11 protein-coding genes are annotated in these 13,610 nt (G+C 35.6%); 8 read left to right on the forward strand and 3 right to left on the reverse strand.

What is annotated here, in order from left to right; translation table 11 throughout:
- Positions 1 to 111 precede the first annotated feature (111 nt).
- The 8 genes from glgB (at position 112) to apaG (ending at position 11,038) form a co-directional block, all read left to right on the forward strand.
- Complete coding sequence (gene glgB / locus K0U91_RS13545; RefSeq protein WP_220179535.1) at positions 112 to 2,058, forward strand: 1,4-alpha-glucan branching protein GlgB; 1,947 nt, start codon at positions 112 to 114, stop codon at positions 2,056 to 2,058.
- A 1-nt stretch (position 2,059) separates the two neighbouring features.
- Positions 2,060 to 3,466 carry a glycogen synthase gene (locus tag K0U91_RS13550; RefSeq protein ID WP_220179127.1) on the forward strand — a complete coding sequence of 469 codons (1,407 nt, stop codon included), beginning with the start codon at positions 2,060 to 2,062 and terminating at the stop codon, positions 3,464 to 3,466.
- Between the two features lie 8 nt (positions 3,467 to 3,474).
- Complete coding sequence (locus K0U91_RS13555; protein ID WP_220179128.1) at positions 3,475 to 3,909, forward strand: hypothetical protein; 435 nt, start codon at positions 3,475 to 3,477, stop codon at positions 3,907 to 3,909.
- A gap of 51 nt (positions 3,910 to 3,960) precedes the next feature.
- Positions 3,961 to 5,229, forward strand: coding sequence for a glucose-1-phosphate adenylyltransferase (locus K0U91_RS13560; RefSeq protein WP_219969217.1), 1,269 nt, complete (start codon positions 3,961 to 3,963; stop codon positions 5,227 to 5,229).
- A 72-nt stretch (positions 5,230 to 5,301) separates the two neighbouring features.
- Positions 5,302 to 6,342 (forward strand): SRPBCC domain-containing protein, encoded by a 1,041-nt coding sequence (locus K0U91_RS13565; RefSeq protein ID WP_220179129.1) that lies wholly within the window; start codon positions 5,302 to 5,304, stop codon positions 6,340 to 6,342.
- A 123-nt stretch (positions 6,343 to 6,465) separates the two neighbouring features.
- Positions 6,466 to 9,285, forward strand: coding sequence for a 2-oxoglutarate dehydrogenase E1 component (locus K0U91_RS13570; protein ID WP_220179130.1), 2,820 nt, complete (start codon positions 6,466 to 6,468; stop codon positions 9,283 to 9,285).
- A gap of 39 nt (positions 9,286 to 9,324) precedes the next feature.
- Positions 9,325 to 10,572, forward strand: a complete 1,248-nt coding sequence (odhB, locus tag K0U91_RS13575) for a 2-oxoglutarate dehydrogenase complex dihydrolipoyllysine-residue succinyltransferase (protein ID WP_219969214.1) — start codon at positions 9,325 to 9,327, stop codon at positions 10,570 to 10,572.
- Between the two features lie 79 nt (positions 10,573 to 10,651).
- The gene (gene apaG / locus K0U91_RS13580) at positions 10,652 to 11,038 is read left to right on the forward strand and encodes a Co2+/Mg2+ efflux protein ApaG (RefSeq protein ID WP_219969213.1); all 387 of its coding nucleotides are present in this window, start codon (positions 10,652 to 10,654) and stop codon (positions 11,036 to 11,038) included.
- A gap of 30 nt (positions 11,039 to 11,068) precedes the next feature.
- On the opposite strand, the gene K0U91_RS13585 is transcribed toward apaG, so the two are convergent.
- From K0U91_RS13585 to K0U91_RS13595, 3 genes are read right to left on the reverse strand one after another with little or no spacing between them, the layout of a single operon-like run.
- Complete coding sequence (locus tag K0U91_RS13585; RefSeq protein ID WP_219969212.1) at positions 11,069 to 11,623, reverse strand: 3'-5' exonuclease; 555 nt, start codon at positions 11,621 to 11,623, stop codon at positions 11,069 to 11,071.
- A gap of 25 nt (positions 11,624 to 11,648) precedes the next feature.
- Positions 11,649 to 12,632, reverse strand: a complete 984-nt coding sequence (locus tag K0U91_RS13590) for a glycosyltransferase family 2 protein (protein WP_220179131.1) — start codon at positions 12,630 to 12,632, stop codon at positions 11,649 to 11,651.
- Between the two features lie 6 nt (positions 12,633 to 12,638).
- Positions 12,639 to 13,523, reverse strand: a complete 885-nt coding sequence (locus K0U91_RS13595) for a lysophospholipid acyltransferase family protein (protein WP_220179132.1) — start codon at positions 13,521 to 13,523, stop codon at positions 12,639 to 12,641.
- Positions 13,524 to 13,610 lie beyond the last annotated feature (87 nt).

A 13,610-nucleotide genomic window follows, 5' to 3' on the forward strand; every position in this document is an offset into this window, starting at 1 on the left:
TGTATATATTTGATAGTCGTCGCAATTTATAAACAAACTACTTAACATAATGTGTTCTTTGGTTTTTGGTAATGAAGATGAATGATATTGTCTGGTTAAAAAAACACTATGATGAACTCGGTAAAAACCTATACACTTTTCACGGATCATGATGTTTATCTTTTTAAGGAAGGTAAGCATTATAAACTTTATGAAAAATTTGGAGCACATTCTGTTGAAAAAGACGGCATCAAAGGTGTTTATTTTTCTGTCTGGGCTCCTAATGCAAAAAAAGTTTCCGTCATTGGAAATTTTAATAACTGGAATCATAAAGATCATATTCTTTTCCCTAGATGGGATGGTTCCGGTATATGGGAAGGCTTTATAGCAGGACTAACCTGGGGAACTTTATATAAATATGCCATAGAGAATTTAGGTAAGATTTTAGAAAAAAGTGATCCGTATGCATTGAGCTGGGAACAAAATCTTCAGGCGGCATCATTGGTGTCAACAACTTGGTATGAGTGGTCAGACAAAGAATGGCTGGAAAAAAGGTGGAAAAATAACTCCCTGAACTCTCCAATTTCTGTGTACGAATTACACCTTGGTTCATGGTTTAGAAAAGCAGATGTACCGGATAAATTTTTAAATTACAGAGATATTGGAGAAAAGCTGGTTCCTTATATCAAATATATGGGATTCACTCATGTGGAATTCATGCCTTTGATGGAGTTCCCGTATGATCCCAGCTGGGGATACCAGATTACCGGGTTTTTTGCAGCAACATCGCGTTTCGGTTCGCCTCAGGATTTGATGTTTTTGATTAATGAGTTGCATAAAAACGAGATCGGCGTTATTTTAGACTGGGTTCCTTCGCATTTTCCGGGTGATGCCAATGGTTTGCACCGTTTCGACGGAAGTTATCTCTACGAACCTGAAGATCAGAGAAGGGGCTTTCATCCCGAATGGAAATCCTATATTTTCAATTACGGAAGAAATGAGGTTAAATCTTTTCTGATTTCAAATGCGATGTTTTGGCTCGATCGTTACCATGCAGACGGACTACGTGTAGATGCCGTGACTTCGATGCTGCATTTAGATTATTCAAGAAACGAAGGCGAATGGGAACCGAATATTTACGGTGAAAATGTCAATCTCGAAGCTAAATTATTTTTGCAGGAATTCAATACCGCAGTATATAAAGAGTTTGGTGAAAGCATTATTACGATTGCAGAAGAAAGTTCAGATTTTCCTTTGCTCACCAAACCTGTGCATGATGGCGGAGTAGGTTTCGGAATGAAGTGGATGATGGGCTGGATGCATGATACCTTAGATTACTTTAAAGAAGAATACGAAAATAGAAAATATAAGCATCATAAATTAACGTTTGCATCAATGTATATGTATAATGAAAATTACATGATGCCTTTATCCCATGATGAAGTCGTACACGGAAAAGCAAGTCTTATCTATAAAATGAAAGGTGATGAATGGCAGAAATTTGCCAATCTCAGAGCTTTATTTGTGTATATGTTTACGCATCCGGGAGCAAAACTACTCTTCATGGGAGATGAGTTTGGACAGACCAGTGAGTGGAATTTTAAACAGAGTTTGGATTGGCATTTATTGGATTTTCCTATTCATAAAGGACTTCAGAATTTAGTTAAAGATTTAAATCATTTATATACAACTGAAACAGCTTTTTACGAAAATCAATTTAATCCAAATGGTTTTGAATGGGTAGAAGCTGATGATACAGATAATTCCGTTTTAATTTATTTAAGAAAAGGAAATAAGAAAGATGATGTATTGATGGTTATTTTAAATCTGACTCCTCAAGCCTTTGATTACAAAGTTGGCGTGAATGCCGCAACGCATTGGGAAGTAATTTTTAATTCAGACGATAAAAAATATGATGGAAGCGGAGTAGAACCAACCGTTTTTAAAGAAGAAAAGGACGAGTGGATGAACCGTCCACAATCGATTTCACTAAAACTTCCGCCACTTGCCGGGCTTGTTTTGAAAATGAAAAAAGAAAAAAAATATAAAATTCAAAGAATAAAACAACACAAAAAATAAAATGACAATTTATCACCTTAGTACAGAATGTTATCCCGTGGCCAAAGTCGGAGGTTTGGCAGATGTTGTGGGAGCACTTCCAAAATATCAGAACAAAATAAAGGATGTTGATGCCAAAGTAGTGATGCCTTGGTATAACAAATCTTTTGTGTACGATCACGATTTTGAAGTGGTTTTTGATGGCTTTATTCATCAAGGGCAAAATATGCTTCAGGTTCAGGTAATGAGAGAAAAGACTAACACTTTGGGTTTTGAATTGTTTTTAGTTAAAATTCCGGGATTGTTAGACCGTGAAAATCCTTACGGATATCAGGACGAAAGTTTTCAGTTTTTGGCATTTCAGCACGGAGTTTTACACTGGCTGACTGCGATGCAGATTCGTCCAGATGTTTTGCATTGTCATGATTATCACACAGGATTGGTTCCTTTTATGGTAGAACATTGTCCGGAGTTCAGCTTTTTAAAAGATGTTAAAACAATTGGTACAATCCATAACGGCGAATATCAGGGGATGATGCGTTGGGATATGATTCATTTTATGCCTTCATTCGATCATTATAAATGGGGAATTCTCGATTGGAACGGGTTTATCAATCCGCTGGCAAGCATGATTAAATGTTCTCACGCTTTTACAACAGTTTCCGAAGGTTATCTGGAAGAGCTTTTTGTGAGTTTTAAAGGTCTGGAAAGTCTCGTGCGGGATGAATTTGGTAAAGCTTACGGAATCATCAACGGCATAGATACCGATGTTTGGAATCCTGAGACTGATCCTATGCTAGATTTTAATTTTAATAAAAAAAATGTTCTTAAAATCAAAAAGAAAAATAAGCAGAAGCTTTGCAAAGAATATGGTTTGAATCCCGATTTGCCGCTTTTTGCATTCATTGGAAGATTTGCGACAGAAAAAGGTGCAGATCTACTTCCGGAAGTTGTCTGGCGAAGCATTAAACAAACTTACGGGTCTTTAAATATCATTATTTTAGGTTCCGGAAATACATATATAGAAGATAAATTAAAAGAATTAAATTATGTATATGCTAATTTTGCTACAGATATCGGTTATAAAGAACATTTATCTCATAAAATATACGCTTCGGCAGATTTTTTGTTGATGCCTTCCCGTGTTGAGCCGTGTGGTCTCAATCAGATGTACGCAATGAGATACGGAACGGTTCCTGTGGTAAGTTATACAGGCGGATTAAGAGATACCGTAAAAGATATTTCTACTGGGGGTTCGGGTTTAAATTTCACCTATCCCGGAGTTGATGATATTATTCATGCGATGGTTCGCGGACTGGCAATTTATAATCAGAGAAAAGCAATGGATGATCTGGTGCTTTCAAATATGAATTTTGATTTTGCATGGGAAAAGTCTGCAGAAAAATATTTAGCTTTATATAAAAACTAATTTTACTATTGAAAAATATTACATCTTTTTTATCAATTGCACTATTGATGATCTCAGCATATGGTTTTGCTCAAAATAGTTATCAATCAATGAACAACACCTTGTTACTGCAACGTCAACAAACGTCCGCAGCCCTACAATCACAAAGATTTGGCATGTCATTGATGTCAAATCACAGCAAATTTATTGCTCCAAAGCAGAAAGAACTTGATCTCTTCAACAAACTTCTGAGCAAAAATGAGAAAAGAATCTCAGAACTTGAAGCTGAAATTGCAGAAAAGACAAGCTCTTTAGACAATAGTAAAAACAGAGAAAAAATTGAAAATCAGATCAAAAGAAAAGAATTTTGGCTAAAAATTGCAAGAAAAGAAAAAATAAAATTTGAGAAAGCAATAAGTGCGCTCGAAGCTGAAATTGCAGTTACAAACACTGATCAAAAATAAATTAAAAAGTCAAAAAATATACTAATAAGAAAATAAACCACAAATAAATTTATGAATCCAAATGTTATTTCAATAGTTTTAGGAGGAGGAAGAGGGACAAGGCTGTTTCCATTAACGTATTCCAGATCAAAGCCTGCTGTGCCAATCGCCGGAAAATACAGATTAGTCGATATTCCTATTTCAAACTGTCTAAATTCAGGTTTAAACAAGATCCTTGTTTTAACACAGTTTAATTCAGCATCATTGAATGCGCACATCAAAAACTCGTACCATTTTGATATTTTCAGTAGAGGTTTTGTCGATATTTTGGCTGCAGAACAAAATGTAGAAAACGAAAGTTGGTTTCAGGGAACTGCAGATGCGGTGAGACAATCAATGAAGCACTTAGAAAAATATGATTACGAATATATCTTGATTCTTTCCGGTGATCAGCTGTATCAGATGGATTTTAATGCCATGCTTGATTTCCATATCGAAAATGGAGGAGATGTCACCATTGCTACAATTCCTGTCAATGCAAAAGATGCCACTGGTTTCGGAATTTTAAAATCTGATGACGAAGGAAATATTACTTCTTTCATCGAAAAACCAGACTACGAACTTTTAGATGGTTTAAAATCTGAAGTTTCTGATAAAAACAAAGCAGAAGGAAAAGAATATCTTGCTTCGATGGGAATTTATATTTTTACCAAAACAATTCTGAAGAAAATGTTTGAAGACGGTGCCGGAGACGACTTCGGAAAAGATATTATTCCTAGTTCTATAGGCAAATACAGTACTTTAAGCTATCAATACGAAGGCTACTGGACGGATATCGGGACCATTGAGTCTTTCTACGAAGCCAATCTGGATCTTTGTCAGGATTTCCCGCAATTTAACCTATTCTCATCTTCACCAATTTATACAAGAGCGAGAATGCTTCCTCCGTCAAAAATAAATGGCTCTTATGTAAGTAAGGCAGTTTTTGGTGACGGATGTATCATTATGGCAGATAAGATTGAAAATTCTGTTATTGGTAACCGAACACGAGTTGATAAAGGCAGTACGATTGTGAATTCTTATGTAATGGGAGCAGATTTTTATCAAAATACAAAAGAGATAGTAATAAACGACAGACAGGGTAAACCCAACATGGGAATCGGAAAATACTGTTATATTGAAAAAGCAATTCTCGATAAAAACTGTTATATCGGTGATAATGTGAGAATTATCGGTGGAAAACATCTGGATGACGGTGATTATGGCACATATTCTGTACAAGACGGTATTGTTTGTGTGAAAAAAGGCGCTATTCTGCAGCCCGGAACCCATATCGGATAACATTTTGAAAAGCATTATAAACTCAAGTGATCATATATTGGTCACTTTTTTTATTTGTATTACTTTTGTGTGATGCGTTTTTTCAGAATTATAGCCTTATTTATTGTTTTGCTGATTGGAGCTTATGCTGCTGCCATGTATTTTTTCGTTGACGAAAGCAAAAGTTTTAAAGTAGAAAAAGAAATTGATTATCCTTTAGATAAAGTGTTTAATCAGTTTAATAATCTTCAGAATTTCACAAGATGGAATAATTTTTTCATCCATTCAAAATCAATCACGATCGATTACTATACTCCTTACGAAGGACAGGGCAGTGCCATCAGCTACCATGATCCTAAAAGTGAAGATGGTGGAGAGATGTTCATCCGATATGCCAATCCAAATAAAACACTGAGATATCAGCTTTTTGAAGATGAGGATGAAAACCCGACCTTAATAGACGTAAAATTTACAAAGATTTCTGCAGCAAAAACAAAAATCACATGGTTTGTACATACACCCAAACTATCTGTTTTAACGAGAGCCCAGAATTTCTGGACCGAAGATAAATTCACTGAGAATATTGAGAAAAGTATGGTGAATCTCAAAAATGTTTTAGGGAATAAGGTTTCAAAAGACAATCAGCTGGCATCCATAAAATATGACAGTCTGATGGTTGAAAAAGAAGAGGCGAGAATGATTCTGGGGATCAGTGTAAGTGCCTCCAACAAAAAAGATGCTTTGTACAGAAATATTGTGATGAATTATAACAAAGTCTACAATTTTGTCACGATGGATCTGGGGAAAAAAGACGATGAATTTGGTTATCCGGTGCTGATTACGGATGCTGATAATTTTAAAGACAATGAAGTTTCTTATTATTTCGGTATTCCACTATCCAAAAAAATTGGAGTTAATGATAATAATTTTAATTTCAGATCGGTAAGTCCTACTCAAAATTATGTGATTTATTATAAAGGAACCTATGCCGGACGAGTAAAGGCCATTCAGGAACTGATTCAAAAAGCAAAGACCGATGAGATGCGGTATGGCGACATTTATCAGACATTTATAGAGCAGCCAGTAGAAGATCAGGATGTCAATATGAAGCTTTCGCTATCTGTTTATAAATAAATATGATACAAATCAGTTCGCGATATTTTTTTTAATAGTTTGGGACTGCCTAAAGTCGGTTTTTTTTATTAAATTTGAAGATTAATATTACTAACAAAATTTAATAATAGATAAACTGTAATAATGGACAGATTTTCATTCCTAAACGCAGCTCATTCTCAGTTAATTGAGGATTTATACCAACAATACTTAAAATTTCCGGATTCTCTAGAACCATCATGGAAAGCCTTTTTTCAAGGCTTTGATTTTGCGTTGGAGAACTACAGCGATGACGACAGCACTCAGATCATACAAAATTCTGTGAATTCTGCACCTGCTGCAGTACAGCAGATTTCTCAGGCAGCAGCTAATGGTGAAGTTCCTGAACACATCAAAAAAGAATTTAAGGTAGTAAATCTTATCGAAGCTTACAGAACGAGAGGTCACTTGTTTACAAAAACCAATCCTGTTCGCGAAAGAAGGCACTATACGCCGACTTTAGATATAGAAAATTTTGGTCTTGATCAGTCAGACTTAAATACGAAATTCAACTGTGCTACAGAAACAGGAATGAAAGGTCCTGCAACTCTGCAAGAATTGATTACTCACCTCGAAAATATCTACTGTGACTCAATCGGGGTAGAATATACTTATATCAACAATGTTCAGGAAAAAGATTACATTAAGCAGTGGCTTCAGGTAAACGAAAATCATCCGAGCCTTAGTGCCAATGAAAAAACTGAGATTTTATTAAAATTAAATCAGGCTGTAGCGTTTGAAAATTATCTTCATACTAAATTTGTTGGGCAAAAAAGATTTTCATTAGAAGGAGGTGAGACTTTGATTCCCGCTTTGGATCAGCTAATTTCCAGATCTTCTCAATTGGGAGTTGATGAGGTTGTTTTAGGGATGGCTCACAGAGGAAGATTAAATGTTTTATCTAATATTTTCGGGAAATCTTATAAGCAGATTTTCTCAGAATTTGAAGGAAAAGAATTTGAAGAGGATGTATTTTCAGGTGATGTTAAATATCACTTAGGTTCATCTAAAAAAGTAAAAACGGCATCAGGAGAAGAAGTTTCTATCAACTTAACTCCGAACCCGTCTCATTTAGAAACTGTTTCTGCTTTGGTCGAAGGTATTTGCCGTGCAAAAGTAGATGACCGTTACAAAGGTGATTTTTCTAAGATATTACCGATCGTTATCCACGGTGATGGAGCACTTGCCGGACAGGGAATTGCCTATGAAGTTGCTCAGATGATGACTTTAGAGGGTTATAAAACAGGAGGTACCGTTCATATCGTTGTGAATAACCAGGTTTCGTTTACGACAAACTATGCCGATGCTAGATCATCTACCTATTGTACAGATATTGCAAAAGTGACAGAATCTCCAGTGATGCACGTAAATGCTGATGATGCAGAAGCTGTCGTTCATGCCATGCATTTTGCTGCTGATTTCAGGGCTAAATTTGGTAAAGATGTATACATCGATTTATTGGGGTACAGAAAATATGGTCATAATGAAGGTGATGAGCCAAGATTTACACAGCCAAATTTATATAAATTAATCTCTAAACATCCAAATCCTAGAGAAATTTACAAAGATAAATTGATCAAAGACAGCGTTATTTCTGACGAGGTTCTTAAAACCATGGAAACTGATTTCAAAACTCTTTTAGATAAAGACTTTGACGCTTCCAAAGAAATTGAGAAAAACGTAATGGATTTATTCATGTCAGAAGACTGGACTAATTTCCCGATTGCAAAAAGAGGAGCAGTTCAGAATGCTGTTGATACGAAATATGATTTAGCTAAATTGAAAGAATTGGCAATCAAAATGTCAACACTTCCCGCAGAAAAAAAATTCATCAATAAAATCACAAGACTTTTTGACAACCGTCTGAAAGCAATTGATGTCAATTCATTAGATTGGGCATTAGGAGAGTGGCTCGCTTATGCTACTTTGCTTACCGAAGGTCACAACATCAGAATTTCTGGTGAAGATGTAGAAAGAGGAACGTTCTCACACAGACATGCGGTAATTAAAACTGAAGATACAGAAGAAGAATTTATCCCGTTAAGACACATTTCTGAAAACAGATTTGATATATATAACTCTCACCTTTCAGAGTATGGAGTTTTAGGTTTCGATTACGGATATGCGATGGCATCACCGAATACATTAACGATCTGGGAAGCTCAGTTCGGAGATTTTGTGAATGGAGCGCAAATTATTGTAGATCAATATTTGGCTGCCGCTGAAGAAAAATGGAAAATCCAAGATGGTTTGGTAATGTTATTACCTCACGGATCTGAAGGACAAGGAGCAGAACATTCTTCAGCAAGATTAGAAAGATTTTTGACCCTTTGTGCTAATGAAAATATGGTTGTGGCGAATATCACTTCACCTGCTAACTACTTCCACTTGTTGAGAAGACAGCTGAAGTGGTCTTTTAGAAAACCATTAATTGTGATGAGCCCGAAATCTTTATTGAGACATCCAAAAGTTGTTTCTCCCCTTGAAGATTTTTCAGAAAAAGGATTTCAGCCTATATTAGATGATCCTACTGCAGATCCTACAAAGGTTGAGAAATTAGTCTTCTGTTCGGGTAAATTGTACTTCGAATTATTGGCTAAAAAAGAAGAATTAAATTGTGAAAATGTTGCACTGGTAAGATTTGAACAGTTATATCCTCTTCAGACTGACGCTATCGAAGCTGTATTTGCTAAATATGAAAATAGAACATCAATCGTCTGGGCTCAGGAAGAACCGGAAAACATGGGAGCTTGGTCCTATATTTTAAGAAACTTCAGAGATACAGGAATTCAGGTAATCTCTCCGGTTGCGAGTGGTGCACCGGCTCCTGGAAGTCACAAAATGTTTGAGAAAAACCAAAATTCGGTCATCAACAGAGTTTTTGACAGAGATGATGCTCCGGCTAAAAGACCTGTTACCGCTTAATTTAAATAATATTCAATTAAAAAATAAAAAATACTCAATATGTCAATTTTAGAAATGAAAGTTCCTTCACCGGGCGAATCAATTACAGAAGTTGAAATTGCAACTTGGCTTGTAAAAGATGGTGATTACGTAGAAAAAGATCAACCTATCGCTGAAGTAGATTCAGACAAAGCAACTCTTGAATTGCCTGCAGAACAAAGTGGTGTCATCACTTTAAAAGCTGAAGAAGGTGATGTGGTACAAGTAGGTCAGGTAGTTTGTTTAATTGATGTGGATGCTGCTAAACCAGAAGGTAGCGCTCCTGCTGCTGAAGCTCCAAAACAGGAAGAAGCACCTAAAGCTGCTGAACCTGCAAAACAGGAAGCTCCAAAACCTGCTCCTGCTGCTCCTCAATCTTATGCTACAGGTTCTCCATCTCCGGCTGCAAAGAAAATTCTTGACGAAAAAGGAATTGATGCTGATCAGGTTTCAGGATCAGGAAGAGACGGAAGAATTTCTAAATCTGACGCTGAGTTAGCTGCTGTTCCGGCAATGGGTGGAAGCTCATTAACGGCTACGGGTGCAAGATCTACAACGACGACAAAACTTTCAGTTCTTAGAAGAAAAATTGCTCAAAGATTGGTTTCTGTGAAGAACGAAACCGCGATGCTGACGACTTTCAACGAAGTTGATATGTCTGAAATTTTCAGATTGAGAAAGCAATATAAAGAAGAATTTGCTCAGAAACACGGAGTAGGACTTGGTTTCATGTCTTTCTTTACAAAAGCGGTTACAAGAGCTCTTAAACTATATCCGGATGTGAATGCATCAATCGACGGAGATTTTAAAATCAATTACGATTTTTGTGATATTTCAATAGCGGTTTCTGGTCCTAAAGGATTGATGGTCCCTGTATTGAGAAATGCTGAAAATATGTCTTTTGCAAACGTCGAAGGTAATATCAAAGATCTTGCAGTTAAAGTAAGAGACGGTAAAATTACTGTTGATGAGATGACCGGTGGTACATTCACGATTACAAACGGTGGTACTTTTGGATCAATGTTGTCTACACCAATAATCAACCCGCCACAATCTGCGATCTTAGGAATGCACAACATCATTCAGAGACCGGTTGCGGTTGAAGGGCAAGTTGTTATTCGTCCGATGATGTATGTTGCAATGTCTTACGACCACAGAATTATCGACGGAAAAGAATCTGTAGGATTTCTGGTTGCGGTAAAAGAAGGTATCGACAATCCTGTAGAAATTCTATTGGGTGGTGATGAAAAGAGAGGTCTTGGGTTATAAATAATTTTTTTATAATATAACATACAATCTCGCCTTCAAAAAAGGCGAGATTTTTGTATCAGATAATAAAACGAGCAAAATGTTTTCTAAAATTACTTCGAATATAAAGGTGTCTGTAACGCCTGAGTATGATAGCAAGAACAGTTATCCTTCCGAAAATCGATTTGTTTTTAAATATAATATCCTCATAGAAAATGAAGGTGATTTCCCGATAAAAATTTTAAAGAGAAAATGGCTTATCTTTGATGTAGGATTCGGATTCACTGAAGTGGTAGGCGATGGTGTGATTGGTCTTACACCAGATGTACAGCCCAATGATCAGTTTGCCTATTTTTCAAACGTAATGCTGCGATCAGGAGTGGGAAATATGAGCGGAAAGTATTTGGTGAGAAATGAAGAAACTAAAGAGGATTTTGAGGTTGATATTCCAAAATTTAATCTAGTTTCTGCAGTATTGGTCAACTGATTATCTTTCATATTATTGGAAAACTATTTTTTATAATTTCTTTAGTTTAGCTTTAAAGCTTTCGTGAATTTCCTCATTTCTTGTAATAAATAATCTCTCGAAGCCCAACAAGGCAATTCTTGCACAGGCTTCGGCATCATCACCGGCTCTATGATGGTTAAATTTAATCTGATGGTGCTCTGCCAGATGCTTCAAACCATATCTAGGAAGATAATTCCAGGATTTTTTTGCAACCTGAATGCTGCATAAATAATTTAGGTTAGGTTTAAACATTCCATAATAATCGAGACAGCTTCTTAAAACGCCGGCATCAAAGCTTGCGTTATGGGCAATCATTAATGTTCCGTACATCATTTGCTCTACTTCATACCATATATCATCGAAAGTAGGAGAATCTTTTACATCACCAGGTAAAATCCCATGAACATCAATATTCCTCTGACTAAAATATGGAAAACTCGGAGGTTTGATCAGCCAGGTTTTGGTAGATACAATCTCTGAATTTTCGACCACGCAAATTCCTAGTTCGCAGGCAGAATGTCTTTCGTGAGTGGCCGTTTCAAAGTCTATTGCGCAGAAATCCATGAGATTTTTATAGTTGTTAAATAATTTATTTTTTTTTATTTCCCAAGAAATGTTTAAATATTAACCATTCAGTTTGATAATATTTTCTAATCTGATTTTTTTGTCGAAGTCTCAAAGTTCCAGAAATATGTGAATAAAATCCAAGGTGTCCCCGCAAAACAGCCCAGAGATGAGAAATACCATTTTTATAAGCAAAATAAAAAGCTGCTGCGCCATCGAAAATCATTCTTAAAAATAATACCCATATCAAATTCGGAAATGGTAAATTTTTCAGCATCATTGAAAGATTATTTCTGATGTTCAAAAACGTTTTTTGTGGACTTTGTTTGTTTAAAGTTCCACCCCCTACATGATAAACTTTTGATTTTCCTGTGTAATATATTTTTTTACCGGAATTTTTTAATCTCCAGCACAAATCGATTTCTTCCTGATGCGCAAAAAATCTTGCATCAAAGCCATTCTGTTCCCAAAAATTTTTAGATCTTACAAAAAAACAACATCCGGAAGCCCAGAAAATTTCAGTTTCATCGTCATACTGGCCTTTATCTTCTTCTACACTATCAAAGACACGGCCTCTGCAGTAAGGATAGCCTAAATTATCAATTAAACCACCACCGGCTCCTGCAAATTCAAAATAATTCTTACGACTATAAGACAAAATCTTAGGCTGAATGGCTGCAATTTGAGTGTCTTTCTTAAATAGGTTTAAAACAGGTTCAATCCAGTTTTCTGTTACTTCTGCATCAGAATTCAGAAGACAGTAATAGTCTGCATCAATTTTCTTTAAACCTTCATTATAACCACCTGCAAAACCATAGTTTTTGTCATTTAAAACGATATGCACTGAGGGAAATTCAGATTGTAAAAAATGTACCGAATCATCATCAGAAAAATTATCAATGACGTAGATTTCAGCATTCTGAGAATGATGAATGACACCGGGAAGAAATTTTTCTAACCAGCTTTTACCGTTCCAGTTAAGAATAACTATGGCTAAATTTTCTGACATTGATCGTTAAAGTTTTTCGGAATCAAAAGTTTTGATAGAATCCTGATATTTCCATTTTCTATGAGACCACAGATAATTATCCGGTCTTTTTTTGATCGTGTTTTCTAATAATTGATGAAATTTTTTTACTACCTCATTCGTCACAAATTTATCACCATCAGGCTCCATTCTGTAATAATTAATCTGATAATGGCCGCGTTTTACTTTTTTCATATCAGAATAAATAAATGCCAAATCCATTCTTGTCGCTAGTTTATCATATCCGATAAAAGCAGGTGTTCTTTGATTGAGAAATTCTAATCCATAGTTCACATGAGAGGAGTGTGGAGTTTGATCAGCAACAAAAAGATAAATAGAACCTCCATTATTTTTATTCCTTAAAATATGCATAATCACTTCGTTGGCTTCTAACGCAGTATTTCCGAATTTACTTCTCACTTTTTTCATCTGGTCTTCCCAGAAGGTACTGTTTACCTTTCTATAAACAGGATGACAACTACTTTGCGGAACAATTGTAGCCAATGTATTCATCCACTCCCAATTGAATACATGACCGGCAAGCAATATGATGTTTTTCCCTTCCTCTTTTGCCTCTCGGAACACATGCTGATTAATATGCTGCATCCTTACTTTCGTTTCGGTTTCAGACATGGTGAAAGATTTTATTGTTTCCACAAGATAATCAGAAAAATTCTGGTAAAACTTTTTTCTGATGGCTGCAATCTCTTTTGGTGTTTTTTCAGGGAAAGAATTTTTAAGATTCTGAGTGATTATTTTTTTCCGATACCCTACAATATTATAGTTTAAGAAGAAGATGATGTCCGAAAAAACATACAATATTTTTAGCGGCATTTTTGAAATAAGGTAAAGTATTTTTATCAGAAAATTCATAAAGTCTACAAATTTAGTAATAATAAAATTATAGTTTTATTGTTGCTACAAATAAGTATAATTTTTTTAATTTTATAGTATGAAATC

It is taken from the genome of Chryseobacterium sp. LJ668 (assembly GCF_019613955.1).
In the GTDB taxonomy this organism is placed as follows: domain Bacteria; phylum Bacteroidota; class Bacteroidia; order Flavobacteriales; family Weeksellaceae; genus Chryseobacterium.